The organism is Caproicibacterium argilliputei (genome assembly GCF_029211325.2).
GTDB classification, from domain to species: domain Bacteria; phylum Bacillota; class Clostridia; order Oscillospirales; family Acutalibacteraceae; genus Caproicibacterium; species Caproicibacterium argilliputei.
The window spans coordinates 968,907-995,204 of the sequence record NZ_CP135996.1; the positions used below are offsets into that span (position 1 = coordinate 968,907).

24 protein-coding genes and 2 tRNA genes are annotated in these 26,298 nt (G+C 52.7%); 20 read left to right on the forward strand and 6 right to left on the reverse strand.

Features of this window, described 5'->3' with window-relative positions; genetic code table 11:
• Positions 1-18: 18 nt before the first annotated feature.
• On the forward strand, positions 19-729 hold the full coding sequence (locus PXC00_RS04590) for an ATP-binding protein (RefSeq protein ID WP_275844381.1): 711 nt from the start codon (positions 19-21) through the stop codon (positions 727-729).
• A gap of 451 nt (positions 730-1,180) precedes the next feature.
• The gene (locus PXC00_RS04595; protein WP_275844382.1) at positions 1,181-2,338 is read left to right on the forward strand and encodes an endo-1,4-beta-xylanase; all 1,158 of its coding nucleotides are present in this window, start codon (positions 1,181-1,183) and stop codon (positions 2,336-2,338) included.
• Positions 2,339-2,695: 357 nt separating this feature from the next.
• Here the strand turns inward: PXC00_RS04595 and PXC00_RS04600 are convergent.
• Positions 2,696-2,771: transfer RNA gene (locus PXC00_RS04600), tRNA-Lys, on the reverse strand.
• Between the two features lie 95 nt (positions 2,772-2,866).
• A complete protein-coding gene (locus tag PXC00_RS04605; RefSeq protein WP_275844383.1) occupies positions 2,867-3,601 on the reverse strand; it encodes a M48 family metallopeptidase in 735 nt (244 codons plus the stop codon).
• Between the two features lie 183 nt (positions 3,602-3,784).
• Between PXC00_RS04605 and PXC00_RS04610 the strand changes: the two genes are divergently transcribed.
• The 7 genes from PXC00_RS04610 to ptsP all read left to right on the forward strand — a co-directional run bounded on the left by PXC00_RS04610 (position 3,785) and on the right by ptsP (position 11,724).
• Entirely contained in the window at positions 3,785-4,237 is a 453-nt protein-coding gene (locus PXC00_RS04610) for a MarR family winged helix-turn-helix transcriptional regulator (protein WP_275844384.1), read from the forward strand.
• 26 nt (positions 4,238-4,263) lie between these two features.
• Positions 4,264-6,474, forward strand: coding sequence for an ABC transporter ATP-binding protein (locus tag PXC00_RS04615; RefSeq protein WP_275844385.1), 2,211 nt, complete (start codon positions 4,264-4,266; stop codon positions 6,472-6,474).
• Positions 6,471-8,372, forward strand: coding sequence for an ABC transporter ATP-binding protein (locus tag PXC00_RS04620; protein WP_275844386.1), 1,902 nt, complete (start codon positions 6,471-6,473; stop codon positions 8,370-8,372). Before PXC00_RS04615 ends, PXC00_RS04620 begins: the two co-directional genes overlap by 4 nt.
• A gap of 422 nt (positions 8,373-8,794) precedes the next feature.
• Complete coding sequence (locus tag PXC00_RS04625; RefSeq protein ID WP_275844387.1) at positions 8,795-9,301, forward strand: DUF4358 domain-containing protein; 507 nt, start codon at positions 8,795-8,797, stop codon at positions 9,299-9,301.
• Between the two features lie 45 nt (positions 9,302-9,346).
• Positions 9,347-9,420: transfer RNA gene (locus PXC00_RS04630), tRNA-Gly, on the forward strand.
• A 122-nt stretch (positions 9,421-9,542) separates the two neighbouring features.
• Positions 9,543-10,052 carry a GNAT family N-acetyltransferase gene (locus PXC00_RS04635; RefSeq protein WP_316935111.1) on the forward strand — a complete coding sequence of 170 codons (510 nt, stop codon included), beginning with the start codon at positions 9,543-9,545 and terminating at the stop codon, positions 10,050-10,052.
• A 37-nt stretch (positions 10,053-10,089) separates the two neighbouring features.
• A complete protein-coding gene (gene ptsP, locus PXC00_RS04640; protein WP_275844389.1) occupies positions 10,090-11,724 on the forward strand; it encodes a phosphoenolpyruvate--protein phosphotransferase in 1,635 nt (544 codons plus the stop codon).
• Positions 11,725-11,794: 70 nt separating this feature from the next.
• On the opposite strand, the gene PXC00_RS04645 is transcribed toward ptsP, so the two are convergent.
• Together PXC00_RS04645 and PXC00_RS04650 are read right to left on the reverse strand one after the other, a co-directional pair.
• Positions 11,795-12,121, reverse strand: a complete 327-nt coding sequence (locus PXC00_RS04645) for an SCP2 sterol-binding domain-containing protein (protein WP_275844390.1) — start codon at positions 12,119-12,121, stop codon at positions 11,795-11,797.
• A gap of 117 nt (positions 12,122-12,238) precedes the next feature.
• Complete coding sequence (locus tag PXC00_RS04650) at positions 12,239-12,403, reverse strand: hypothetical protein (protein ID WP_275844391.1); 165 nt, start codon at positions 12,401-12,403, stop codon at positions 12,239-12,241.
• Positions 12,404-12,525: 122 nt separating this feature from the next.
• On the opposite strand from PXC00_RS04650, the gene gltX reads away from it, so the two are divergent.
• From gltX to PXC00_RS04700, 10 genes are all read left to right on the forward strand, one after another.
• Positions 12,526-13,983, forward strand: a complete 1,458-nt coding sequence (gene gltX, locus PXC00_RS04655) for a glutamate--tRNA ligase (protein WP_275844392.1) — start codon at positions 12,526-12,528, stop codon at positions 13,981-13,983.
• A 24-nt stretch (positions 13,984-14,007) separates the two neighbouring features.
• The gene (locus PXC00_RS04660) at positions 14,008-15,699 is read left to right on the forward strand and encodes a glutamine--tRNA ligase/YqeY domain fusion protein (RefSeq protein WP_275844393.1); all 1,692 of its coding nucleotides are present in this window, start codon (positions 14,008-14,010) and stop codon (positions 15,697-15,699) included.
• A gap of 355 nt (positions 15,700-16,054) precedes the next feature.
• Positions 16,055-17,236 (forward strand): acetyl-CoA C-acetyltransferase, encoded by a 1,182-nt coding sequence (locus tag PXC00_RS04665; protein ID WP_275844394.1) that lies wholly within the window; start codon positions 16,055-16,057, stop codon positions 17,234-17,236.
• 33 nt (positions 17,237-17,269) lie between these two features.
• Positions 17,270-18,046, forward strand: coding sequence for an enoyl-CoA hydratase-related protein (locus PXC00_RS04670; RefSeq protein ID WP_275844395.1), 777 nt, complete (start codon positions 17,270-17,272; stop codon positions 18,044-18,046).
• A 50-nt stretch (positions 18,047-18,096) separates the two neighbouring features.
• Positions 18,097-18,936 carry a 3-hydroxybutyryl-CoA dehydrogenase gene (locus PXC00_RS04675; protein ID WP_275844396.1) on the forward strand — a complete coding sequence of 280 codons (840 nt, stop codon included), beginning with the start codon at positions 18,097-18,099 and terminating at the stop codon, positions 18,934-18,936.
• Positions 18,937-18,972: 36 nt separating this feature from the next.
• Entirely contained in the window at positions 18,973-20,112 is a 1,140-nt protein-coding gene (locus PXC00_RS04680; protein WP_275844397.1) for an acyl-CoA dehydrogenase, read from the forward strand.
• 21 nt (positions 20,113-20,133) lie between these two features.
• Positions 20,134-20,916 carry an electron transfer flavoprotein subunit beta/FixA family protein gene (locus PXC00_RS04685; protein ID WP_275844398.1) on the forward strand — a complete coding sequence of 261 codons (783 nt, stop codon included), beginning with the start codon at positions 20,134-20,136 and terminating at the stop codon, positions 20,914-20,916.
• An 18-nt stretch (positions 20,917-20,934) separates the two neighbouring features.
• The gene (locus PXC00_RS04690; RefSeq protein WP_275844399.1) at positions 20,935-21,954 is read left to right on the forward strand and encodes an electron transfer flavoprotein subunit alpha/FixB family protein; all 1,020 of its coding nucleotides are present in this window, start codon (positions 20,935-20,937) and stop codon (positions 21,952-21,954) included.
• 113 nt (positions 21,955-22,067) lie between these two features.
• Positions 22,068-22,433: a DUF6483 family protein gene (locus PXC00_RS04695; protein WP_275844400.1), complete on the forward strand. Its 366-nt coding sequence runs from the start codon at positions 22,068-22,070 to the stop codon at positions 22,431-22,433.
• Between the two features lie 31 nt (positions 22,434-22,464).
• On the forward strand, positions 22,465-22,752 hold the full coding sequence (locus PXC00_RS04700) for an NUDIX domain-containing protein (protein ID WP_275844401.1): 288 nt from the start codon (positions 22,465-22,467) through the stop codon (positions 22,750-22,752).
• Between the two features lie 270 nt (positions 22,753-23,022).
• On the opposite strand, the gene PXC00_RS04705 is transcribed toward PXC00_RS04700, so the two are convergent.
• On the reverse strand, positions 23,023-24,366 hold the full coding sequence (locus PXC00_RS04705) for a butyryl-CoA:acetate CoA-transferase (RefSeq protein ID WP_275844402.1): 1,344 nt from the start codon (positions 24,364-24,366) through the stop codon (positions 23,023-23,025).
• 209 nt (positions 24,367-24,575) lie between these two features.
• Here PXC00_RS04705 and PXC00_RS04710 point away from each other — a divergent pair, with 209 nt between their 5' ends.
• Positions 24,576-25,673, forward strand: coding sequence for a helix-turn-helix transcriptional regulator (locus PXC00_RS04710; protein WP_275844403.1), 1,098 nt, complete (start codon positions 24,576-24,578; stop codon positions 25,671-25,673).
• Here the strand turns inward: PXC00_RS04710 and PXC00_RS04715 are convergent.
• Positions 25,623-26,201 carry a manganese efflux pump MntP gene (locus PXC00_RS04715; protein ID WP_275844404.1) on the reverse strand — a complete coding sequence of 193 codons (579 nt, stop codon included), beginning with the start codon at positions 26,199-26,201 and terminating at the stop codon, positions 25,623-25,625. The two genes, PXC00_RS04710 and PXC00_RS04715, sit on opposite strands and share 51 nt — an antisense overlap.
• Positions 26,202-26,298: the final 97 nt, after the last annotated feature.

A 26,298-nucleotide genomic window follows, 5' to 3' on the forward strand; every position in this document is an offset into this window, starting at 1 on the left:
GAAATGGAGGATTCAGCAATGCTTAGAAAAATCATTCAGATTGATGAAGAGAAGTGTAACGGCTGTGGCCTTTGCGCGGCTGCGTGCCATGAGGGAGCCATCGGCATGGTAAATGGCAAGGCACATTTGCTGCGGGAAGATTACTGTGACGGGCTGGGAGATTGCTTGCCTGCGTGCCCCGCTGGCGCCATTACATTTGAGGAGCGTGAGGCGGCTGCTTATAATGCGGCAGCGGTGAAGGCACATTTTGCGTCCGAGCCACCGGCTGCAGCACCCTTTGTCGGCTGCCCTGGCTCCCGCGCGCAGATGATTCACAGAGCGTCTGCGCCTGCTGTGGCACAGCGGCAGGCGCAGGTCAAAGCTCCCAGCCGGCTGATGCAGTGGCCGGTGCAGATTCGGCTTGCGCCAGTGCACGCGCCCTATTTTGACGGCGCGGATCTGCTGGTTTCTGCGGATTGTGCAGCTTATGCTTGCGGCAATTTTCATGAGCAATTTATGAAAGACAGAATTACGTTGATTGGCTGCCCCAAGCTGGATGCGGTCGATTACAGCGAAAAGCTGACTGCCATTTTGCAGCAGAACGCAGTTCGCTCCGTTACCGTTGTGCGCATGGAGGTGCCATGCTGCGGCGGTTTGGAGTATGCTGTGAGGACTGCCTTGAAAAACAGCGAAAAAGTGATTCCGTGGCAGGTTGTCACGCTTTCGACAGAGGGGAGCGTTCTCAGCTAGTAAGAGCGCGAAAGTACCGTCGGTGCAAAAGTATATGGCGGGCAAGGCTTTGTATTTGACAAACAGCGGCGTGCGTGCTACACTATATATGTTGGAAATATCCAGCAAGCCTATCTTTTCATGCCAAACCGAAGGCTTTAAATTCGGCGTTGAGGTCCTTTTTGAACTGTTCCGAAGACTTATCAGCAAAAGCAGGTATAGCAGTCGATTACCCGGGCGTTACACGGGACTAAAATATTCGAAGGCATCCACGATGTGTGGGTGCCTTTTTCTGTGTTCGGGTATCTTCCAGCGCAGAAACGGGTTTTCTTGGGCAAAGAGGGAAGGCTCCTGCAGAAGCCAAAAATAAAGGAACAAAATTTTGAAATTTTTACTATTTTAGATTGACGCTGTTTAAAGTATATAGTAAAATAATAGAAAAAATATCATATAAAAAATGGGAGGTCATATCGTGAAAAAGGTATTCAGGCAGATCTGCACGGCAGTGCTGGTGTGCGCGGTCTTTATTTCACCGCTTGGTCTGTCAAAAGCACAGGCCGCAACAGCCGACCAGACATTGCAAAACACTTATGGCTCTAAATTCGGAAGGGTTGGCACCTGCGTATCCCTGTCGCAGCTGCAGAATGCATCCACGCTAAAGGTTATCAAAGAAAGGTACAACAGCATTACGCTTGAAAATGAAATGAAGCCGGATGCGCTGCTGGGGTCTGCACCATCCTTGCTGACCGTTTCGCAGGCAAAAGCGCTGGGATACTACATTCCCAGCAACTACAAAGAGTCCACCGTACCGAAAATAAACTTTGCCACGGTCGACAAGGTGCTTCAGATTTGTTACAACAACGGTTTGGGGATTCGCGCTCATACGCTCATATGGCATTCTCAAACACCATCCTGGTTATTTAAATCGAATTATAACGCGAGCGGCAGCAATGTAAGTTCCACGGTGATGGACGCGCGCATGGAATTTTATATCAAAACGGTTATGAATCATGTTTGCTTAAGCAAGTACGGAAGCGCTGTTTATGCGTGGGATGTTGTGAATGAATACTTGCATTCGTCATCGACTTCCGGCTGGAATCAAATTTACGGCAGTGTTACGGATTATCCGCAGTTTGTAAAGAATGCGTTCCGTTATGCCTATGAAACGATCCAGTATTTCGGACTAACAAATAAAGTAAGTTTGTTTTACAACGATTATAATACCTACATGGAATCTTCCGATATCATCAAAATGATCAATTATATCAATGCGGGTACGCGCTACTGCAGCGGGGTCGGCTGTCAGTCACATTTAAGTACATCTTTCCCAAGTGCATCGTATTACAAGGAGGCTCTGCATGCTTTTCAGAAGGCAGGGCTGGAGATTCAAATCACCGAGTTGGACGCGGGAGCAAGTACGGAAACACAGCAGGCATCGTACCTGTACAATATTATGAAAGCCGTTTGTGAAGTGAAAAAAGCAGGCGGAAAAATCACAGGAATCACCTGGTGGGGGCTTTCCGATGATGTATCTTGGAGAAAAGGCGATCAGCCGCTGCTCTTTTCATCCCTGTATTATCCGAAAGCTTCGTATTACAGAACGCTGGATGCTTTTTCGGACGTATTTTAAAAACTAGCTTTTCTGCTGAAAGAAGCCCTCGAAACGGCATACAAATGCGGTTTCGGGGGCTTTTTGAATACCTACACGCCAAAGGTTCAATGCACGAACAGAGTAGTCGAATCAGCAAAACACACACAGACGAACCATTTCAAAGTTATTGTTTAGAATTGAAATACAAAGTGTGATTATGAGCTAACCTGCTGCCTTTCTAAAAACAAATAAAAAAGAGTAATATTTATAATTAAAATGAACTTAAGTAAAGTCAATTTCATCTTCATTACAAATATTACTCAATATTTTCGGACGAATAATCCAAACATACCATGCAAGAAAAATACACATGGAACAGTTCGAATTATATTGTTTTGGTGAACCATCGGGGATTCGAACCCCGGACACCCTGATTAAAAGTCAGGTGCTCTACCGACTGAGCTAATGATTCATTTGAACGGATTCGCAAGACACTCTCGTGAACCAGCCCTAATAGAATAGCATTTTGAAAAAGATTTGTCAATAGCTTTTTGCGAATTTTTGAAATTATTCATTGTAAAAGAAAGAATAAGGGAGAGAGGAAAGCGGAGCCACACGCTGCCGGTAGTCCGGCATGACACGTTCCAGTTCGGCGTAGAAGTCTTTGGAATGGTCTGCGTGCAAAAAATGCACATACTCATGCAGGACAACTGCTTGTATGCAGGGCAGAGGGAGTTCCAGCAGACGGGTACTGAGTGTTATGATGTTTTTGGCAGGAATACAGCTGCCCCAGCGTGATGTCATGCGGCGGATGCGCAGCGTTACGGTTTCGGGAAGCGGTCGTCCCTGCAGCAGCGTTTTGGCGCCTGCGGCCGCTTCTGTGAAAATGATGCGGCATTGTTTAGTGAGCAGGCGTTCAATGCAGCGGCGACAGTCTTCCGCTGAAGTTTCCGGTGCTGTCTGCAAGAGCAGCCCACGCTTTGTCAGAGCAGCGGCTGTTTTTGTGCCGGCGGAGGTCTGCAGCGTTTGCAGCTGCCCCAAGACGCGGAACGTTTCACCGGAATGGTACCGATGCGCCGGAGGGGACAGCGCCTGCCGCTGCGTCTGTTTTTCCAGAGCACGCAGAAGGAAGCGCTCCTGCTGTCGCAAAATCGCTTCCACTTGGCGAACGGATACCCGGCGGTTTGCTGAAACGCGCACCAGCCCCGCTTCCGTGACGCGCAGATTGATATTTTTGACAGGTTTGCGCACGATTTCGTAAAAAATCCTGCGGCCGCCGTTTAAGCACAGGGAATTGCCCATGGTTTCACCTCTCGATTATCATAGCACTTTTTGTTAGGCTTGGCGATGCCTCCTGCCAAAAAAGATTGACATTTTTGCGCAAAAGTTTATAATGACAAACAGTTGATTAATATAAACAATTCTGCTGCATCAACTATTGCTTCATACAAATCCTTGGCACAGCAGAAAGAAAGGAGTTTTGTAATGCCGGAAAGTGATCGGGAGCGTTTATTTGCCGCAGCGCGCCGTGTCGGCAAAATTTCGGGCAAACTGCACCACCAGGCAGACCTTACACCAAGCGAGATGATGGTATTTCACCATGTGAAGCACCGCCAGAACGGTGAGGGTGTGCGTGCAAGCGAACTGGGTCAGCGTTTAGGCATCAGCCGGTCGGGCATCAGCCATCTGCTGACTACTTTAGAAGAAAAGGGGCTGATTGAGCGTGTCAACAGCCGTACCGACCGCCGCGCGGTGTATGTTCGCCTGTCCGCCTGTGGGCTGGAACGCTACCAAAGCATGAATGCCGAACTGACAGCCTGCGTGGACCGTGTAATGCTGCGCATGGGGCACGAGCAGGTGCTGCAACTGACGGTGCTGCTGAATGAGCTGGCGGATATCATGCAGGAAGAAATTGAAGCCAGCTTTGCACCCAAATAAATCCGTATTTTGAAAGGAAGCAGACCATGAGTAGAATTGCTCGTTACTTTAAAGCCTACATTGGCCCCATCCTGCTGGCGGTCCTGCTGCTGTTCGGTCAGGCACTGTGTGATTTGTCCCTGCCGAACTATATGAGCGACATTGTCAATGTCGGCATTCAGCAGAACGGCATTACCGATGCTGCGCCGGACGCGGTCAGTGAGCAGGGAATGCAGTTTTTTCAAAGCTTCATGACGCAGAAGCAGAAACAGCAGATTGACCGGAACTATCAGCAGGCAGCCAAGGGAACGGTCAGTGGGCAGTATCCTAAAAATGCGAAGGAAGCGGTGTATACGCTGAAAGCAGATGCCGACCGCACGCAGGTCAGCGAGATTTTCGGCGAAACGACCTGGAGCTTCCTTTATACTATGGAAAGCCTGCAGGCACAGTCGGGTTCTAAAACCACCTCGTCAGATAAAACCGATTTGACGGAAATCAACCTTACCAAGCTGTATCAGATGGCGCCGATGCTGGCAAAGCTGCCGCAGAAAACGCTTTCCGATGCGCAACAGAAAGCACAGAAAGTGCAGGATTCTGTGAAACTGCAGAGCGGCACAGTGCTGGTGAAGTCCCTTTATGAGGAATTGGGTGTGGATACCAGCGCTTTAGAGCAGCACTATATCCTGCTGGAGGGCTTCAAAATGCTGGCGCTGACGGTCGCCAGTGCGCTGGCCGCCATTTTGGTGGGGCTGCTGGCGTCGCGCGCGTCTTCCGGTCTTGGCCGGGATTTGCGCCGCGATGTATTTCACCGGGTCAATTATTTTTCCCACACGGAGTTTGACCGCTTTAGCACAGCTTCCCTCATTACACGCACGACCAACGACGTTACGCAGGTGCAGATGGTAATCATGATGGGTATCCGTATGCTGGCTTACGCGCCGATTATGGCAATCGGCGGTATCACCATGGCAGTGCGCAAGAGTGTCTCCATGACCTGGATTATTGCGTTGGCAGTGATTGTTTTGGTGGGCTTGGTCGGCGTCATTTTCTCAATTGCGCTGCCACGCTTTAAGCGGATGCAGAGCCTGATTGACCGGATGAATCTGGTTGCCCGTGAGAACTTGACCGGCCTGATGGTCACCCGCGCGTTCAGCAACCAGGACTTTGAAGAAAAACGCTTTGATACGGCAAACCGGAACCTAACGGATAACCAGTTGTTTGTCAACCGGCTGATGACGGTCATGATGCCGGCTATGATGCTGATTATGAACAGCGTGTCCCTGCTGATTGTCTGGGTGGGGGCGCATCAAGTCGCGCAGAGCACCATGCAGGTGGGCGACATGATGGCTTATATGCAGTATGCTATGCAGATCATCACCAGTTTCCTGTTCATTTCTGCAATTTTTATTTTCATTCCGCGGGCATCGGTTTCAGCGGGTCGCATTGCAGATGTGCTGGAAACCGAGCCGAGCATTCGCGATCCCGAGCAGCCCAAGCCGTTTGACAATGCCAAAAAGGGCTGGGTCGAGTTTAAAAACGTATGTTTTCGCTATGACGGCGCAGAAGAGGACGTTTTACACAACATTACGTTTACTGCAAAGCCGGGCCAGACCACGGCGTTTATCGGTTCCACCGGTTCCGGAAAGAGTACCTTAGTCAATATGGTTCCGCGCTTTTACGACGCGACAGCCGGCAGCGTTTGTGTGGACGGGCAGGATGTGTGCCAAGTTACCCAGAGCGACCTGCGCGCGCGTATCGGCTATGTACCGCAGAAGGCGGTTCTGCTTTCGGGGACGATTGCTTCCAATCTGCGCTACGGTGTGCCGGATGCGGACGCGGCGGCCATTCGCACCGCCGTAGAAACCGCGCAGGCGGCGGAGTTTGTTGACAGCAGTCCAGAGGGATTGGAAACCCCCATTGCACAGGGCGGCGACAATGTTTCCGGTGGGCAGAAACAGCGCCTTTCCATCGCGCGTGCGCTGGCTACCCATGCGGAAATCTATATTTTTGACGACAGCTTTTCGGCTTTAGACTTCAAGACAGACGCCGCGCTGCGTGCCGAACTGAAGCGGACAACCGGACAGGCCACGGTGCTGCTGGTGGCACAGCGTGTGTCAACCATACGGAACGCGGAACAGATTATTGTGCTGGATGAGGGGCGGATTGTCGGCTGCGGAACGCACCGTGAGTTGCTGCGCACCTGCCCGACCTACTATGAGATTGCTTCCAGTCAGCTTTCAAAGGAGGAGTTAGCATGAGCGAGCCGAAAACTTCCGCACCGCCCAAACGCCGCGGGCCCATGGGCGGGCCGATGCACGGACCAATGCATATGCCCGGCGAAAAGCCGAAAGATTTTTCCGGTACGCTGAAAAAACTGCTGCAGTACCTTGGCAAGTACAAATTCCGTATTTTTCTGGTGCTTGTGTTTGCGGTTGCCTCCACCGTTTTTATGATTTTGGGGCCGAAGATTCTGGGCAATGCCACCACGGAAATTTTCAATGGACTGCTGAAAAAGGTTTCCGGTACCGGTCAGGGAATTGACTTTGCACACGTGGGGCAGACTCTGCTGTTTCTGCTGACGATTTACATCATCAGCGCCGCGTTCAACTATCTGCAGGGCTGGATGATGACGGGCGTCACCATGGAAACGGCATACCGGATGCGCCGCGAGATTGCACAAAAAATTCAGTGCCTGCCGTTTTCCTACTATGATACAACAACGAACGGCGAGGTTCTTTCACGTCTGACTAATGATGTGGATACGATTTCCCAGAGCTTAAACCAATCGCTGACGCAGATTATCACCAGTGCGGCGCAGCTGGTGGGAATCCTCGTGATGATGTTTTCTATCAACTGGCAGATGTCGCTTGCCGCGCTGTGTATTGTGCCGCTGTCTGCGGTGGTCATTTTGCTGGTGGTAAAACATTCGCAGAAATACTTTAAGCAGCAGCAGGATTATCTGGGCCACGTCAACGGGCACATTGAGGAAATGTACGGCAGCCATGTGGTGGTGCGCGCCTTTAACGGCGAAGCGCGCAATGAAGCGGCTTTTTCCGAATATAATGAGAAGCTGTACCATTCTGCTTGGAAGAGCCAGTTCTTGTCGGGACTTATGCAGCCGGTAATGATGCTCATTGGCAATATCGGCTTTGTAGTAACCTGCATTTTGGGGGCTTGGTTTGCCGTGCACGGTGCCATTACCGTCGGTGACATTCAGGCATTTACGCAGTATGTACGCCAGTTTACCCAGCCGATTCAGCAGGTTGCGAATATCTCCAATGTGCTGCAGTCGACGACCGCTGCCGCCGAGCGGGTTTTCGCCTTCCTAAGCGAAGCGGAGGAGCCGGCGGACAGCGAAAACGCTATGACCATTAACTGCACAGACAAACCGGATACGGAACTGAACATTCACGTGGCGGGCAGCGTGCAGTTTGCACACGTACACTTTGGCTACACGCCGGAAAAAACCATCATCCATGATTTCTGCGCGGTGGTGCAGCCGGGGCAGCGGGTTGCCATTGTCGGCCCGACCGGCGCCGGTAAAACCACCATGGTGAAGCTGCTGATGCGCTTTTATGATGTAAGCGAGGGTGCGATTTTGGTGGACGGCTATGACATCCGCAGCTTCCAGCGCAATGAACTGCGCAGACTGTTCGGCATGGTGCTGCAGGACACTTGGCTGTACAATGCCTCCATTCGGGACAATATCCGCTACGGCAGGCAGGACGCCACGGAAGAGCAGATTCTGGAGGCTGCCAGAAGCGCGCAGGTAGACCATTTTGTGCGTACCCTGCCGGGCGGGTATGAAATGCTTCTGAACGAGGAGGCAACCAATGTCAGCCAGGGGCAGAAGCAGCTGCTGACCATCGCGCGCGCGTTTTTGGCGGATCCGCAGATTCTGATTTTGGATGAAGCAACCTCCAGTGTGGATACACGCACGGAAATTTTGATTCAAAAGGCGATGGATAATCTGCTGAAAGGGCGCACCTCGTTTATCATCGCGCACCGTCTGTCAACGATTCGCGACGCAGACTTGATTTTGGTCATGGACCACGGCGATATTGTGGAGCAGGGCACGCACGAAGCCCTGCTTGCCAAAGGCGGATTTTACGCCAATTTGTACAACAGTCAGTTTGTGGGGAGGGCAGAAGCCTGAACCGGTGAAAAAGAGACTGCCTGCAGGATGATTCCCTGCGGCAGTCTTTTTTTGCGGAGCGCTTCCGGAACATGGCGGGTATGGAAAATGCTCCGGACACCTTTCTGCAAAAATCCGAAATATCGAAAGTCTGAACATAAAAGTTTTGCACAGCTGAAAAGTTGAAACAGGCGAAAACTTTTTCGGAATCCCGGAAAATGGCGTGAAAATGCCTTCTCACTGTGGAAAACACGGTTGAAAATGTGGAAGACTTTTTCACCGGAAGATTTTTACTGAACAAAAATGAATATTTTATGTAAACGGCGCAGTGGATGCAAGCAGACGGAACTTTAAATTCTGCTTATATTATTTCGATTTTAGAACTATTTTTCATTGAAAAAGCATTAGAATATAGAAAAAATTGCCGGGGAGGGAACTCGCTTATGAAAAGCCGCGTGCAGCCACGGTGGATTCTTCTTTCAATCTTAGCGGTTGCACTGGCGGTTTGCGTGGTTGCTGCAGGCGTACGCACGCTGCACAGCTTTGAAAAGGAGAAATCTGCTCCGCAGGCGGATGCACTGGCGGTCAAAATGGTCAGAGAACTGGGTTACAGCGAAGCATACACGCAGGTACCGGCCGCTTCTGTGCAGAAGTATTATCCGGTTGACGCTGACCTGCTTGCGGGCGCGGGAATGTGGCTTGCCAAAGGAAGCGACAAAGCAGGGGAGCTTTGCTGCTTTCAGCTGCGCCGGGCGGCAGATGCGCCAGCGGTAAAAAAGGCGGTTGCCGAGCGATTGAGCAGCAAGGCGCAGGCTCTGCGGGCGGTGAACGTCGCGCAGTATCGCATGGTGCAGAATGCTGTGGTGGTGCAGCAGGGGCAGTATGTGCTGGTGGCGGTTTCCGCAGATTCTACTGTTGAAAAAGAACTTTTCTATAAATTGTTGAAATAGTCTTGCGGGGTGGGCACTTTTGTGTTATAATAATCTGCGTATTCTGCAGAAGTAGTTCAGTGGTAGAACATCAGCTTCCCAAGCTGAGAATGCGGGTTCGATTCCCGTCTTCTGCTCCAAAGTTTATCTTAGAAAACCGCATGGTAAAGCCGCTTTTTCGGCTTGCTGTGCGGTTTTTTGCAGAAAAGGCTTTCGCTGCCTGTATAGATTGGATACAGATGAGGAAGAGAGGTCTTTATCGTTGGAGGAAAAACTGCAGCTGCGCTTTCAGTGGGCGGACGGTACGCATCCGGACTTCGTGCGTTTCAGCGCGTGTCTGGAATCGTACTTTGACCGGTTGGTTGGCGGGAAGGAAAATCGAGGCGGATTTATCCCATACAACTCCCTGCGGGAGATTCACGATGTGCTGCTTGTTTATGTGCAGGGGCAAGCCGCTGCTTGCGGAAGTTTCAAACGCAAAAGCGAAGACACTGCGGAAATCAAGCGGCTTTATGTTTCTGAACCGTTTCGCGGGAAGGGAATTTCCAGACAAATCATGCAAAAACTAGAGCAAGCGGCGGCGCGACAGGGCTTTTTGCGTTTGGTTTTGCAGACGCGCGAAGCCTGCACAGCCGCGGTGCATCTTTACGAATCCATGGGATACTGCCGGATTTCCAACTACCCGCCCTATGACCGCCTGCCGCTGGCGGTTTGCTTTGAAAAGCGGCTGGCAGGGCGGCGGGAAAACGCCGGAGCGAAAGTACAGCCGTGAAAGGCAGCCGGCTTTTTTGTTGGACAGGAGGAGCGCCATGCAGACTGCAAAAGGAAAATGTGTGTGCGGCGGCATTGCAATCGGAAACATTTATTTTCTGAAACGCAGGCGCGCCGCGGTGAGCAGGGCAGAAGCAGAAAACCCGGAAGTCGAGCTGCGCCGCTTTGTGCAGGCACAACGGCAGGCGGTGCAGCAGCAGCGAACCCTTTTGGAAAAGGCAAAGGCGGAAGCCGGCGGGGAGGCGGCCGCTGTCTTTGAAATCCATGCCATGATGCTGGAGGATGCGGATTTTGTCGGCCGTGTGCGGGAACTGATTTGCAGCGAACGCCGGACAGCCGCCTATGCGGTTGAAAAAGCGGTGCAGGAGCAGGCGGCGGCGTTTGCCGCGCTGACGGACAATCCGTATATGCAGGCACGCAGCGCCGATGTGCGGGATATTGGGCAGGCAGTGCTGGGTTTTTTACTGGGCGGTGAACCTGCTTTACCACCGGAGGAACCGTTTTTGCTGGCGGCAGATGACCTGACACCTTCGGAAACCATGCGGTTTGACAGACGTCTGCTGCTGGGGCTTGTGACACGCGGCGGCAGCCTCAGCAGTCACACTGCCATTTTGGCGCGCAGCCGGAATCTGCCGGCGCTTGTGCAGTGCGGCGAGGTGGAGGAAAGCTGGAATGGCAGACCGGCGGCACTGGATGCTGGCAGCGACCGCATTTATCTGGATCCGGAGCCGGCAGTTTTGGCAGAACTCGAAAAGCGCCGCGAAACCGCACAGCGGCAAAAGGAGCAGTTATTTGCACTTAAAGGAAAGCCGGACGTGACGCGCGACGGCAAGATGGTCGCTGTCTGCGCGAACATCGGCGGCCCGGCAGATTTGCCGGCGGTTCTGGAAAACGATGCCTGCGGCATTGGCCTGTTCCGCTCGGAATTTTTGTATCTGAACCGGGAAACTTACCCTGCGGAAGAGGAACAGTTTGCGGCGTACCGGGAGGTGCTGCAGGCGATGGCGCCTAAAAAAGTGGTGGTGCGCACCTGCGACCTCGGTGCGGACAAAACCGCAGCCTATATGCACCTTGCCGCAGAACCCAATCCAGCGTTGGGGCGGCGTGCGGTGCGCCTTTGCCTGACGAACCGCACGCTTTTTCAAACACAACTGCGCGCGCTGCTGCGGGCGTCGGTGTTTGGCAACCTTGCAGTCATGTTTCCCCTGATTACCAGCGTGCGGGAACTGCGGGCGTGTAGGGAAGTGCTGCAGGAGTGCCGCACGGAACTGGAACAGCAGGGGATACGCACCGGTCAGGTGGAAGTGGGCATTATGGTGGAAACCCCCGCTGCGGTGCTTTGCGCGGAGGAACTTGCGCAGGAATGTGATTTCTTTTCCATCGGCACGAATGACCTGCTGCAGTACACCTGTGCACTGGACCGGCAGAACCCGAATCTGGAGCCGTTCTTTGACCCACACCATCCCGCTGTCCTGCGCGAGATTCAAATGACGGTTGAGGCGGGGCACCGCCACGGCTGCCGGGTGAGCATTTGCGGGGAACTGGGGGCGGATTTATCGCTGACGCAGACCTTCCTGCGCATGGGCGTTGACGCATTTTCCGTGAACCCGGAATGTGTGCTGGCGGTGCGCGGCGCGGCACGCGGTTGTGACGCTTGCCAAAGGACGCAGTAAAAAGAAAGCCGCACGGAGAAACGCTGCTGCGGGCAGCGCCTCTGTGCGGTTTTTGGATGTGATAGAACATTTACAACAGCTTTTTCAGCTGCAGAACTTTTGCCAGGTTTCCTTTGGTCTTGATTTTGCCGTGTGCAAGTGCGGACATCGGGTTCAGCTTCCGGCTTAGAATATCCAGAAAATCATGGGCGGAAATCTGCACGCTGAGATCCTTTTTGATGCAGGCGACCGGTTCCATCTGAAACACACCGTCCCTGACGGCCGCATAAAAAACGCCGCCGCCCTCGCCGGTCAGGGTGACCTCAACAGTCAAGTCTCCGACTTTGTGTAAGTCTGTGTTTGCCGCTTTGCGGGCGGCTTTGTCGTGAATGGTTTGATAAATGTCCTGAAACGCCAATTGCTCCACTTCCCTGTATGTTTTCTTGTTGTTTAGTATACCATAAACGGCGGGCGCGGAAAACAGGAAAATGAAAAGGAAGCAGCCGCAGGGGCGCTTCCAAAAGGTGTGGTGTGCTTACGAAGTCTTTTTCGGCTGCTCCAGCCGGGTGTAGTTTTCTGCAAACCGCGCGATGTCTTCGGCAGAATTTTGGCTGAGCGCCAGACTGTGGATGGTTTCTTTCATATAGGCGGAAAGCCTTTCTGTGCCGCTGCCCGGTGCTGTTTTCTCTGGTTCCTGCATGGTTCCTTCACCTCCTGCTATAGGGTTTGCGGCCGCGTGCAAAAATACACTGGAAAATTTATTGCGTCTTCCCCGATTTTTCGGTATAATAATAGGAACGTCAACGAAAAGGGGTTATTACATTGGAGAACCAGACAGTCAGGACCCGCTTTGCACCCAGTCCAACGGGATTTATGCATGTTGGCAACCTGCGCACAGCTTTATATGAATATCTCATCGCGAAATCTCAGGGCGGCACATTTGTCCTGCGAATCGAAGACACCGACCAGGAGCGCCTGGTGGAAGGTGCCACCGACGTGATTTACCATACCTTGCAGCAAGTGGGTTTAAAGCATGACGAGGGGCCGGATATCGGCGGCCCATACGGCCCGTATGTGCAGAGCAAGCGAAAGGCGCTTTATCTGCCGTATGCCCAGCAGCTGGTGAAAGAGGGCAAGGCATACTACTGCTTCTGCTCCAAGGAGCGTTTGGCGTCCCTGCATGATGAAAATGGGCTTGGCGGTTACGACCGCCACTGCCGCGACCTGCCGCAGGAGGAAGTGGACAGGCTCCTGCAGTCCGGTACGCCGTGGGTGATCCGCCAGAAAATGCCGCTGACCGGCAGCACCACGTTTACCGACAGCGTGTTCGGTGAGATTACCATTGAAAACAGCGAACTGGAAGATCAGATTTTAATCAAATCAGACGGCTACCCGACTTACAACTTTGCCAATGTCATCGACGACCACCTGATGCACATTACGCACGTCGTGCGCGGCTGCGAGTACCTGACCAGCACGCCGAAGTACAACCTGCTTTACGAAGCCTTTGGTTGGCAGCTTCCCACATATGTTCACCTGCCGCTGATTATGGGCCGCAACGCGGACGGCAGCACCAGCAAGCTTTCCAAGCGCCACGGTTCCACCGGCTTTGCAGACTTGCTTCGGGAGGGGTACCTGCCCGAAGCGATTATCAATTATATTGCGCTGTTGGGCTGGGCGCCGCAGGGCACCGAGGAACTGTTTACACTGGACGAATTGGCACAGCAATTTCGGATTCACGGCATCAGCAAAAGCCCGGCAGTTTTTGATTACGACAAGCTGACCTGGATGAACGGCGAGTATCTAAAAAAAATGCCGCAGGAAACGTTTATTGAAAAAGCCATGCCGTACTTCCGTGAGGTGTTCGGCGACGCGCAGAAAAACTGGAAGGTTCTGGCGGAAGTGCTGCAGCCCCGCGTGCTGAAGCTGACCGACCTGCCGGATATGCTGGCATTCTTTAAGAAAGTGCCGCCGTACACCACAGAGATTTTTGTTAACAAAAAGAGCAAAGCAAATCTGGAGAATGCTCCGGTCATGCTGGAAGCGGCCATTGCGGATCTGCAGGCACTCGATGACTGGAGCGTGGATGCCCTGCACGAAGACCTGCTGGCGCTTGCCAAAAAACTGGAAGTGAAAAACGGCGTTTTGCTTTGGCCGGTGCGCGTGGCGGCAGCCGGGCAAACGGTTACGCCCGGCGGTGCGATGGAAATCCTTTCCGTGCTCGGCAAAGACGAGTCCCTGCGTCGGCTGCGTGCCGGTCTGGAAATGCTCAGAAATTAAGAACGGATACAGCAGGAGGACACCATGAGTGAAACAAACAAAAACCTGACTGCTCCCGAAGAGGGCAGTGGCAATTTTATTCATACCTTTATTGCAGAGGATATTGCGGAAAACGGTCGTTTTGCAGGGCAGCGCGTGCACACCCGCTTTCCGCCCGAACCCAACGGCTATCTGCACATCGGCCACGCCAAGGCCATCTGCGTGGATTTCGGCACAGCGGAAAAATTCGGTGGTCTGTGCAATCTGCGCATGGATGACACCAACCCCACCAAGGAAGACACCGAGTACGTGGACGCCATCAAAGAGGATATTCGCTGGCTCGGCTTTTCGTGGGACGACCGCTTTCATTATGCATCCGATTATTTTGACACCATGTATGAGCTGGCGGTCAAGCTGATTGAAAAAGGTCTTGCCTACGTCTGCGAGCTGACGCCGGAGCAGATGCACGACAATCGCGGTGACCTGACGCATCCGGCGGTCAGTCCGTATCGGGACCGCCCCATTGCAGAAAGCCTTGCCCTGTTTGCCCGCATGAAAGCAGGGGAGTTTGCGGACGGCCGCATGACGCTGCGTGCGAAAATGGATCTTGCTTCCGGTAACTTCAATCTGCGCGACCCGGTTATTTACCGAATCAACCATATGCATCACCACCGCACCGGCGACAAATGGTGTGTTTACCCCATGTACGACTTCGCGCATCCGATTGAGGACGCCATGGAGGGAATTACCCATTCGCTCTGTACCCTGGAGTTTGAGGAGCATCGGCCGCTTTACGACTGGGTAATCGAGCACATTGACCTGCCTGCAAAACCGCGGCAGATTGAGTTTGCCCGTCTGGGTATCAATAACACTGTTATGAGCAAGCGCAAGCTGCGCAAACTGGTGGAGGGCGGCTTCGTTTCCGGCTGGGACGACCCGCGTATGCCTACGCTCTGCGGTCTGCGCCGCCGTGGCTTTACGCCGGCCTCCATCCGGAACTTCTGCAGCCGCATCGGCGTTTCTAAGGTTGATTCCACGGTGGAGTACGGCTTTTTAGAGCATTGCCTGCGGGAGGACTTAAACCTGAAAGCGCGCCGCACCATGGCAGTGCTGCATCCGGTCAAGCTGGTGCTGACCAACTATCCGCAAGGTCAGACGGAAACCTTTACAGTAGAAAACAATCCGGAGCGCCCGGAAGACGGCACCCGCGAGGTGACCTTTTCCCGCGAGCTTTGGATTGAGGCGGGGGATTTTCTGGAGGAGCCGGTTAAGGGCTACCGCCGACTTTTCCCGGGCAATGAGGTGCGCCTGAAAACGGCGTATATTGTCCGCTGCACCGGCTGCGACAAAAACGAGGACGGCAGCGTCAAAACGGTTTACGCTGAGTATGACCCCGAAACGCGCGGCGGCAATACGCCGGACGGCCGCAAGGTGCGTGGTACCATCCACTGGGTGAATGCCGCTGACTGCACGGAAGCGGAGGTACGCTTGTATGGCAGTCTGTTTACGGTGCCGGAACCGGAGCAGGAGGAGGACTTCCTCACGGTTTTGAACCCCGATTCCCTGCAGGTGCTGCAGCACTGCAAGGTGGAGCCATCCCTGCGGGAGGCAGACGCTGCAATGCCGTTCCAGTTCATGCGGGAGGGGTACTTCTGTCTGGACAAGGATTCCACACCGGCACATCTGGTTTTTAACCGTTCCGTTTCTTTGAAGGATGGCTTTAAGCCGAATAAATAACAAAAAGCGGGTTCGGTGCGGCAAAATATCTGCCGGACTTCGTAAAAGGACTTTTCAGGGGACGCATTCCTTGAAAAGTTCTTTTTAGTTATTAAATTTCTTTGAATTCTTCGATTTTTGTCGAAATTAAATGATTTCTTAATGCGGAATATGGTATAATCAGGGAGTCAGAGTTGATGATATTAGGCATTTTGCTGCTGCACCCATGCGAAAGCGGGAACTTTGCTAAAACTTTAACGAAATTGTTGCAAACGATGCGAGATTGTGATATATTTAACTTATGCGAATAACTGGTCTTTTTCGTGCCAGGGTGCAGCGAGAAAACAGTGTTATCAAATGAATGGAGGAAACAAATATGTCAAGAAGAATCGTTTTGGCTGGTGCGTGCCGTACGGCAATCGGTAAAATGGGTGGAGCCCTTGTGGGCAAAGAAACACCGGAGTTGGCAACCATTGTTGTTAAGGAGGCCATGAAGCGTGCCGGTGTGCAGCCGAATGTGGTGGATGAAGTTATCCTTGGCTGTGTGTTCCAGGCAGGCATTGGTCAGAATGTTGCCCGCCAGGCTGCTATTTATGCCGGCATTCCGATCGAAACTCCAGCATTTACACTGAACAACCTCTGTGGCTCCGGCCTGAAGAGCGTCAATGTTGCCGCTGCGCTGATTGCTGCCGGCGAGGCAGACGTGATTGTTGCCGGCGGTGCGGAAAGTATGTCCAATGCGCCGTATCTGCTCAAAAAGGCACGTTTCGGTTACCGTATGAACGATGGCAAGCTCATTGACTCTATGATTCATGATGGCCTGGAAGATACCTTCCATCACTATCACATGGGTATCACCGCAGAAAACGTTGCGGAAAAATACGGTATTACCCGCCAGATGCAGGACGAATTTGCAGCTGCTAGCCAGCAGAAAGCACAGGCTGCCATCGCGGCAGGCAAGTTCAAAGACGAAATTGTGCCGATTGAAGTTAAGCAGAAGAAAAAGACCGTGATTTTTGACCAGGATGAAGGCCCCCGTGCAGGCGTGACCGCCGAATCCCTGGCTGGTCTGCGTCCGGCATTCAAAGAGAACGGCACAGTCACCGCAGGCAACGCTTCCGGCATTAACGACGCTGCTTCCGCAGTTGTTGTGATGACAGAGGAGAAGGCAAAGGAACTCGGTGTCAAGCCGATGGCTTACTGGGTTGCCGGCGCTTCCGCAGGCGTTGACCCGGCTTACATGGGTCTTGGCCCGATTGAAGCCACCAAAAAGGTTATGAAGAAGAGCGGCATGAGCGTTGCGCAGATGGACTTGATTGAAGCAAACGAAGCGTTCGCTTCCCAGTCCCTCGCAGTTTGCCACGACCTGCAGTTTGACATGAGCAAGGTCAATGTCAACGGCGGCGCCATTGCACTGGGTCATCCGGTCGGCTGCTCCGGCACCCGTATCCTCACAACGCTGATGTACGAAATGCAGAAGCGCGACAGCGAGTACGGCCTTGCTACCCTGTGCGTCGGCGGCGGCATGGGTGTTGCAACCATCGTAAAGAAATACTAATTGCGCGGAAAACCGAAGAAAGCAGGCGGAAACATGAGCTTTGTAAACTATGAGCAGAAAGACTTTGTCGGTGTCATTACCATTGACCGCGAGAAAGCCCTGAACGCGCTGAATCCGGAAGTCCTTGCAGATTTGGAAGCAGTTGTCGACGCCATTGACGCAGACAAAACCCGCTGCGTCGTCATTACCGGCGCCGGGCAGAAGGCCTTTGTTGCTGGCGCTGACATTGGCGCTATGAGCACCATGACACCGGATGAGGGTCGTGCGTTTAGCGCAAAAGGCAACGCGGTGTTCCGGAAAATTGAAAAGCTGCCGATGCCAGTTATCGCGGCGGTCAACGGCTTTGCACTTGGCGGCGGCTGCGAGCTTTCTCTGAGCTGTGACATCCGTATTGCTGCGGATAACGCTGTGTTCGGTCAGCCGGAAGCCGGTCTGGGCATTACGCCCGGTTTCGGCGGTACCCAGCGGCTGGCACGCACCATCGGCGTCGGCAAGGCGAAGGAAATGATTTACGCGGCGCGCAATATCAAAGCGGAAGAAGCGCTGCGGGTTGGTCTGGTCAATGCGGTGTATCCGGCGGAACAGATGCTGGAGGAAGCCATGAAGCTGGCCGAGCGGATTGCCGGTAATGCACCCATTGCCGTACGGCAGTGCAAGAAAGCAATCAACATGGGTCTGCAGATGGATATCGATTCGGCAGTTGCGTTTGAGCCGGAGCTTTTCGCGGCCTGCTGCGGCACAGCAGACCAGAAAAACGCCATGACCGCTTTCTGCGAAAAGCGTAAGCATGAGCCGTTTATCAATCGGTAAGCTGCTCGGCAAGTAAATACTATAATTATGATTAACAGGAGGATTTTCTCATGATCGTTGGTGTTATCGGCGCAGGAACCATGGGCTCCGGAATTGCGCAGGCTTTTGCACAGACAAATGGTTATGAAGTTCGTCTTTGCGACGTAAAGCCTGAGTGGGCGGAAGGCGGCAAGGCAAAGATTCAGAAGAGCCTTGACCGGCTGGTAAAGAAAGGCAAAATGGAGCAGTCCGCTGCGGATGCGATTTTGGCAAAGATTACAACCGGCACAAATGAAATTGCTGCCGACTGCGACCTGATTGTTGAAGCTGCTCTGGAAAAAATGGACATCAAGCAGGGTATCTTTCAGAAGCTTGACGAGTGCTGCAAACCGTCGTGCATTTTCGCCTCCAACACATCCTCTCTGTCCATTACGGAAATTGCGAATGGTGTAAAGCATCCGGTTGTTGGTATGCACTTCTTCAATCCGGCGCCTGTCATGAAGCTGGTTGAAGTCATTGCCGGTATCAACACGCCAGCGGAAGTTGTCGAAAAGATTAAGGCAATTTCCACAGAAATCGGCAAAACGCCGGTGCAGGTGAAGGAAGCTCCCGGTTTTGTCGTAAATCGGATTCTGGTTCCGATGATCAACGAAGCCGTCGTGGTCCTTTCTGAGGGCACTGCCGCTGCGGAAGATATCGACACCGCCATGAAGCTCGGCGCTAACCATCCGATGGGGCCGCTGGCTCTGTCTGACCTGATTGGCAACGACATTGTTCTCGATGTTATGGAAGTGCTTTACAGCGAAACCGGCGACCCGAAGTACCGCCCTGCTCCGCTGCTGCGTAAAATGGTGCGCGGCGGTCTGCTCGGCAGAAAAACCGGCAAGGGCTTCTATGATTATTCCAAATAAGAATCGTCCGTAAATGACAGATTTGGAGGAACGAGTATGGACTTCACGTTAAGCAAAGAACAGGAAATGGCCCGCACGCTCTTCAGAGAGATGGCGGAAAACGAAATTAAGCCGCTTGCCGCGGAAATTGATGAAGAGGAGCGCTTCCCGAAAGAGGCGCTGGAGCTTTTCCGCAAATATAAAATGATGGGTATTCCTTACCCGAAAGAGTATGGCGGCGCGGGCTGCGATACGCTGACTTACGAAATTGCCCTGGAGGAAATCTGCAAGGTCTGTGCAACCACAGGCACCATGCTTTCCGCACATATTTCCCTCGGCACTTGGCCGATTGTCAAGTTCGGTACACCGGAGCAGAAGGCAAAGTACCTGCCGAAGCTTTGCAGCGGCGAGTATCTGGGTGCTTTTGCCCTGACAGAGCCGGGCGCCGGCACAGACGCTTCCGGTCAACAGACCAAGGCTGTGCTGGACGGCGACCATTATGTCCTTAACGGCAGCAAGATTTTTATCACCAATGCCGGCTATGCGGACACTTACATCGTTTTTGCCATGACCGATAAGAGCAAGGGCAATCACGGTATTTCCGCTTTCATCGTTGAGAAGACGTTCCCCGGCTTCTCTGTCGGTAAGAAAGAGAAGAAGATGGGCATTCGCGGTTCCGCTACCTGCGAGCTGATTTTTGAAAACTGCATTGTGCCGAAGGAAAATCTGCTGGGCAAAGAGGGCAAAGGCTTCTCTATTGCCATGGCGACTTTGGACAACGGCCGTATCGGCATCGCTTCCCAGGCACTGGGTATTGCGGAAGGCGCTTTGGATGAAACTGCGAAGTACGTCAATGAAAGAAAGCAGTTTGGCCGCCCGCTGGCAAAGTTCCAGAACACACAGTTTGAAATCGCCGACATGGTTACGAAGACCAAGGCAGCACAGCTGCTGCTGTACCGCGCTGCGGTTGCCGCTTCTACCCAGAAGCGTTACTCGGAAGAAGCTGCCATGGCGAAGTTGTTCTGCGCCTCCACGGCAATGGATGTTACTACCCGCTGCCTGCAGCTGTTCGGCGGCTACGGCTTTACCCGCGAGTACCCGATTGAGCGTATGATGCGTGATGCCAAGATCACGGAAATCTACGAGGGCACAAGTGAAGTACAGAAGATGGTAATTTCCAAATATGCCCTGGGCTAAAACTCGAAGGAGGGAAATTCGTTGAATATTGTCGTTTGCGTAAAGCAAGTTCCAAATACCAATGAAGTAAAACTGGACCCCAAAACTGGCACCTTGATTCGTGAGGGCGTGCCGAGCATCATGAACCCGGATGACAAAGCTGGTCTGGAGGCTGCACTGCAATTAAAGGACAACACCGGCGCGCACGTGACGGTTGTTTCCATGGGTCCACCGCAGGCGGACGCGGTTCTGCGTGAAGCCATGGCGATGGGAGCGGACGACGCTTACCTGATTACTGACCGTGCATTCGGCGGCGCAGATACACTGGCAACTTCCACTACCATTGCTGCGGCACTCAAAAAGATTCCGTTTGACCTCATCATCACTGGGCGCCAGGCAATCGATGGCGACACCGCACAGGTCGGCCCGCAGATTGCGGAGCATCTTGGCATTGCCAACATCAGCTATGCGGAAGAAATTAAGGTTGCAGGCGATACAGTAACGGTCAAGCGTCAGTATGAAGACCGCTACCATGTTGTCAAGGCCAAGCTGCCCTGCCTGATTACAGCGCTGGGCGATATGAACAAACCCCGCTACATGACCCCCGGTGGCATTTTTGATGCCTACCAGAAGGAAGTTAAGATCATTACCCGTAAAGATCTTACTGTTGAAGATACGGAAATCGGTCTGAAAGGCTCACCTACCCGCGTTGCGCAGTCCTTCCCGAAGCAGCTGAAGGGCAGCGGCACCGTGGTGACTCCGGACGACGCGGAAAGCGCAGCGGAGTACATTGTCGACCGTCTCAAAGAGAAATTCATTATATAGTTGAAAGTGGTGAGCAATATGAGTTTTGAAGATTACAAAGGCGTGTACGTTTTCGTACAGCAGGTAGACAACAAAATCAGCGGCGTTTCTTTTGAACTGCTCGGCAAGGCAAAAGAGCTTGCAAACGACATGGGCACCGAAGTAACCGCCGTGCTGCTCGGCTACAAGGTTTCCAATCTGTATGACGAGTTGGCAAAGTGGGGTGCGGACAAGATTCTGGTTGTGGACAATCCGGTACTGGAGCCTTACACAACAGAGCCGTATGCGTTCTGCATGAACCATATTATCAAAACCTACAAACCAGCGGCTGTTCTGTACGGCGCAACGGCAATCGGCCGCGACCTGGCGCCGCGTGTGTCTGCCCGTGTGAAAACCGGCTTGACCGCTGACTGCACCAAGCTGGAAGTAGACCCCGAAACCAAGGGCCTGCGCATGACCCGCCCGGCATTCGGCGGAAACATCATGGCAACCATTCTCTGCCCGGAGCACCGCCCGCAGATGGCAACTGTGCGCCCCGGTGTGATGCAGAAAGCAAAGCCGCAGGCTGGCCGTAAGGTTCCGGTGGAAACCGTTGACCTGCAGCTGGGCGCAGAGCAGAAGAATGTCGATGTTGTAGAAGTTATCAAGAAAATTTCCGACAAAATCGACATTCAGGACGCAAAGATTCTGGTTGCTGGCGGCCGCGGCATGGGCAACGGCGAAAACTTCAAGATGCTGCGTGAGCTGGCAGACGTTCTCGGCGGCGAAGTCGCCTCTTCCCGTGCCTGTGTTGACGCGGGCTGGGTGGAAAAGGATATTCAGGTTGGACAGACTGGCAAAACAGTTCGCCCGAACCTGTATATCGCCTGTGGTATTTCCGGCGCCATTCAGCACCTTGCAGGTATGGAAGAGTCCGACGTGATTGTAGCAATCAATAAGGATTCTTACGCGCCGATTTTTGAAGTCGCTGATTACGGAATTATCGGCGATGCGCTGAAGATTGTACCGGAACTGACTGCAAAATTGAAAGAAGCGATGGCTGCGAAAGAAGCGGTTTAAATTTTTGCTTTTTAAGCCTGACTGTGAGCGGAAAGCTTGCAGCCAGGCTTTTTTGCTGTTATACTTAAATAGATTTTTAATCACTTTTACACGCAGTCAAGAGGTGAACAACGATGCTGAAAAACGATTGGTCGGAAAAGCAAATTGATGTGGATGCGAAAATGCTTGCAAAAATTATTTTCAATAAGGAAACGCCAAATTACCTGCCGCTGGAGCACGAAAAGGACACGCAGGTAAATGAGCTTTACGCGCAGTTGGATTCGCTTTTGCAGAAGAACCAGCTGAACGAGGCGGAAGACCTGCTGTACGAAAAGGTGGAAACGCAGAACTTCCGGTATCTGGAGCTTGCCATTGACTTTTACGTCAAGTTGAACCATAAAACCGACGAGGAACTGGACGAAGCGGACTTTGACCGTTCGGAAATCGAAGAAGGTCTGCAGGACATGATTCACCGGTTTAACATTACCTTGCCTGCATAATGTGAAAAATTACAGCCGAGGAAGGTTTGTTATGGATGGTAAACTGCGCAACATGGCATCTATTTATCTTACAAAAGGGAATCAGATGTTGTTGCTGTATCGCCAGGGATCTAGAGTAGTTAATAACGTCTGGGTGGGATCTGCGGGCGGACATTTTGAAAATTTCGAGTTAAATGATGCAAAAGCTTGTGTTCTGAGAGAACTTTACGAAGAACTTTCTGTCACGGAAAGTCAGATTGAAGATCTGCAGAAGCGTTATATTACATTGCGACGGACGAAAGAAGAAATCCGACAGAATTATTATTTTTTTCAGATTTAAAAGAAGGTGTCAGTACCGCCTTGATATCCAACGAAGGAATTTCAAAATGGTTCAAGCTGTCCGAACTAAATACATTGGAAATGCCGTTTACTGCAAAATTTGTAATTAAACATTATCTGAATTTTGCAGTACAGGATAACTTGGTTTATGGCGGCATTGCGGATGGAAATCAGGTAATATTCACCAAGATGACTGCGTTTTAAATCATAAAAAACAGGACTGTTGTGAAAAAAGCATTTCACCGCAGTCCTGTTTTTTTTATGTTCGTCGTTAGATTTTATTGCTATGATGCCAAATTCCCTGCTGTTCCGCCGCGGCAATCAGCTGTTCGCGGAACTTCGGGTGGGATATACTAATGAGCTTTTCTGCGCGCTCCCAGAGGGAAGCACCCTTCAAATTGACCATGCCGTATTCGGTAACAACGTATTGAATATTGGCGCGGGTATCCGTCACAGTCGAGCCGGAGTGGAGAATCGGCAGAATACGCGATTGCAGCTCACCGGATTTGTCCGTAAAGGTTGAGGAGCAGCAGATGAAGCTTTTGCCGCCGCGGGAAAGGTATGCGCCCATCACATAGTCCAGCTGACCGCCTGCGCCGGTGATTTGCCGCAAGCCGTTGGATTCCGCATTGACCTGCCCGTACAGATCCATATTGACGATGTTGTTGATGGAAATCATGTTGTCATGCGCGGAGATTACACGGACGTCATTCACGTAGTTGACCGGCGCCGCCATGCACGCCGGGTTGTCGTCCAGATAGTCGTACAGCTTCTGCGAGCCGCAGGCAAAGGCGTAGACTTGCCGACCGGGGTTCAGCTGCTTTTTGGTGCCGTTGATAATGCCTTTTTCCGCCATATCCACAAAGGCATCCACGTACATTTCCGTATGTACACCGAGGTCTTTCAGGTCAGACTGCGCCAGCAGCGAGCCAACGGCGTTTGGCATACTGCCGATACCCAGCTGCAGGCAGGCGCCGTTTGGAATTTCGTTGACAATGGTTTTGGCCACAATCTCGTCCACTTCGGTTGCCGCGCGTGCAGGCGGCATACAACGGGCATAGGGTTCCTTCATTTCCACAATGGCATCGACTTTGGAGATGTGCACCTCTGTCTGAAACCCGCCCAAGCAGTGCGGCATTTTGTCATTGACTTCCACAATGATGTGCTTGGCGCGCTCACAGATGGCGGCTTCCATAGAGCCGGACGGCCCGAAGTTAAAGTAGCCGTGTTTGTCCATCGGTGCGACCTGCAGCATGGCAACATCAATCGGCGGAATGTCTTCGCGACAGTAACGCGGAATTTCGGAGTAGCGAACCGGCACATAGGTGATGAAGCCCTCTTTGGCAAACTTGCGCTCTACACCGGAATAATGCCAGGAATAAAACGAAAAGTGCTCGCCGGGATTTTTCACCTTGAAAATTTCCGGTACATCCATTAAAACGCCGCCGCGCACTTTAACATCGTGCAGGTCTTCGACGCGCGCCGCCAGGGCGGAATCCAGATCATGTACGGTTGCCATGTTCCAACCGTAATCCACCCAGTCACCGGATTTGATTACGCTGACGGCTTTTTCGGCGGTCGTCAGTTTTTGCGCATACTCTTTTGTGTAGTCCATTCAAGAACAGCTGCCTTTCTACTAATATTTCAATGCTGAAAGCATAAAAGTCGATATTGTTAATGCCTTAACAATATCTTATTATAGCATTTTTTCTGTTCAGCGACAAGTATGCCGGACAGAAACATTTGCAAATTATCAAAAAATTCTGCAAAATCTTCTGAAATATGTTAAGATACTGTCAGATTTTCAAAAGAGGGTGAGCAGGCATGGCAGAAAGCGAGGTATCCAAGCTGCGGGTTTTGGCAGTGATGCAGATGCTGCATCAGGAGGCATCTAAAGAACATCCGCTGCAGATGTGTGAGATTGCGGCGGGTTTGGAAAAGCGGGGCATTTACTCCAAGCGCAGGGCGATCGGGCGCGACATTGCCGCACTGCGCCGTGTGGGATACAACATTGTTTTTACGCGTACGCCATATCCCGGATACTATCTGTCGCAGCGGATTCTGGAAACGGCAGAGGTGCGTATGCTGCTGGATGCGGTCAGCGCGGCGCCGTTTTTGACGGAGGAGGCCACCATCCGCCTTACGGAAAAGCTGAAGCGGATGCTGCCCAGCGGGGAGCAGGAGGCCCTGCAGAAACAGATTTATTATGATCCGGCACGCAAACTGGAGAATAATGAAGTGGTACATACGGTTTCGGTGATTCAGCAGGCCATTGCGCGCAAACAGAAGATTTCCTTTACCTACCACCACCGCACGCTTTGTGCCGGGCAAATGCAGCAGGACGGCGGTCGGCTGTTTCTTCTAAGCCCTTACGCGCTGTTCTGGCGGGATGACCATTATTATCTGGCGGGCAATTACGAAAAATATGATACGGTGAGCAAGTACCGGCTGGACCGGATGTACGACGTCTGCATGGAGCCGGAGCCGGTGCGTCCCTTTACAGAGGTCACGCCTTACACTGGGCGGTTTGACACGGCAGATTACCTGCGGCACGCATTTTTTTTGTTTGGCGGCAGGGAAGAGCAGCTGCTTCTGCGCTGCGACTGCAGCCTGATGGATGTGTTGGCAGACCGGTTCGGTGAGGAAATGGAGATTCTGGAGTGGGATCGGGAGGTGTTTACAGCGCACGTCTGTGCGCGCGTCAGCGAGGGACTGTACGGCTGGCTGCTGCAGTACGGCGCGCGCCTGGCGGTTATGGCGCCGACCTATGTGCGGGACGAAATGCGCCGTCGCTTGTGGGAGCTGGAGGCAGTGTACCGCCTGCCCGAAGACGAAAAACAGCCGCCCGAAACGGGAGGCTGTCTGCCGAATTTACGAGAACCACATATGCTCGATAAATATTTTCACGCCGATGGCGATTAAGACCAGACCGCCGACAATCTGCGCCTTTGCACGCAGAAGGTCGCCGCACTTTTTGCCGAGGAACACGCCGCCCAGACATAGCACAAAGGTGACCGCACCGATGATTCCCACAGAAAGCAGCATTTGTTGCAGCGAGGCGGCGCCCACGGCATTGGGCAGGATGATGCCGGTGGCAAGCGCGTCAATGCTGGTCGCCACGGCAAGCGTCAGCAGCGTTTTCAGCGGCAGATCTTCCTGCAGGCAGCCGCAGTCGGGAGCCTTGCGGGCCTCCAGCAGCATTTGCACGCCAATGAAAGAGAGCAGGATCAGCGCGACCCAGTGGTCAACCGCATTGATGAAACCGGCGCCTGCTTTGCCAATCAGCCAACCTAGCATGGGCATGGCTGCCTGAAAACCGCCGAACACGGCGGCGAGCTTTAAGGCAAACGCCGGGCGGACACGGCACGTCACAGCGCCGTTTGCCAGACTGACCGCAAAAGCGTCCATGCTCAGCCCTACGGCGATGCTGACCAATGCAAAACCATCCATTCGAATCCCTTCCTCCGAAACACAGATTCTCTATATGCTAGCACAAGGCAGCGCCACTGTCAAATTTTTGAAGCGGTATTGTTTCTGCCTGCCGGTC

Coding starts and splice junctions, on each gene's coding strand:
- PXC00_RS04590 (WP_275844381.1), top strand. CDS start 19: ATGCTTAGAAAAATCATTCAGATTGATGAAGAGAAGTGTAACGGCTGT.
- PXC00_RS04605 (WP_275844383.1), bottom strand. CDS start 3,601: ATGGGCAATTCCCTGTGCTTAAACGGCGGCCGCAGGATTTTTTACGAA.
- PXC00_RS04610 (WP_275844384.1), top strand. CDS start 3,785: ATGCCGGAAAGTGATCGGGAGCGTTTATTTGCCGCAGCGCGCCGTGTC.
- PXC00_RS04615 (WP_275844385.1), top strand. CDS start 4,264: ATGAGTAGAATTGCTCGTTACTTTAAAGCCTACATTGGCCCCATCCTG.
- PXC00_RS04620 (WP_275844386.1), top strand. CDS start 6,471: ATGAGCGAGCCGAAAACTTCCGCACCGCCCAAACGCCGCGGGCCCATG.
- PXC00_RS04625 (WP_275844387.1), top strand. CDS start 8,795: ATGAAAAGCCGCGTGCAGCCACGGTGGATTCTTCTTTCAATCTTAGCG.
- ptsP (WP_275844389.1), top strand. CDS start 10,090: ATGCAGACTGCAAAAGGAAAATGTGTGTGCGGCGGCATTGCAATCGGA.
- PXC00_RS04650 (WP_275844391.1), bottom strand. CDS start 12,403: ATGCAGGAACCAGAGAAAACAGCACCGGGCAGCGGCACAGAAAGGCTT.
- PXC00_RS04660 (WP_275844393.1), top strand. CDS start 14,008: ATGAGTGAAACAAACAAAAACCTGACTGCTCCCGAAGAGGGCAGTGGC.
- PXC00_RS04665 (WP_275844394.1), top strand. CDS start 16,055: ATGTCAAGAAGAATCGTTTTGGCTGGTGCGTGCCGTACGGCAATCGGT.
- PXC00_RS04670 (WP_275844395.1), top strand. CDS start 17,270: ATGAGCTTTGTAAACTATGAGCAGAAAGACTTTGTCGGTGTCATTACC.
- PXC00_RS04675 (WP_275844396.1), top strand. CDS start 18,097: ATGATCGTTGGTGTTATCGGCGCAGGAACCATGGGCTCCGGAATTGCG.
- PXC00_RS04680 (WP_275844397.1), top strand. CDS start 18,973: ATGGACTTCACGTTAAGCAAAGAACAGGAAATGGCCCGCACGCTCTTC.
- PXC00_RS04690 (WP_275844399.1), top strand. CDS start 20,935: ATGAGTTTTGAAGATTACAAAGGCGTGTACGTTTTCGTACAGCAGGTA.
- PXC00_RS04695 (WP_275844400.1), top strand. CDS start 22,068: ATGCTGAAAAACGATTGGTCGGAAAAGCAAATTGATGTGGATGCGAAA.
- PXC00_RS04700 (WP_275844401.1), top strand. CDS start 22,465: ATGGATGGTAAACTGCGCAACATGGCATCTATTTATCTTACAAAAGGG.
- PXC00_RS04705 (WP_275844402.1), bottom strand. CDS start 24,366: ATGGACTACACAAAAGAGTATGCGCAAAAACTGACGACCGCCGAAAAA.
- PXC00_RS04710 (WP_275844403.1), top strand. CDS start 24,576: ATGGCAGAAAGCGAGGTATCCAAGCTGCGGGTTTTGGCAGTGATGCAG.
- PXC00_RS04715 (WP_275844404.1), bottom strand. CDS start 26,201: ATGGATGGTTTTGCATTGGTCAGCATCGCCGTAGGGCTGAGCATGGAC.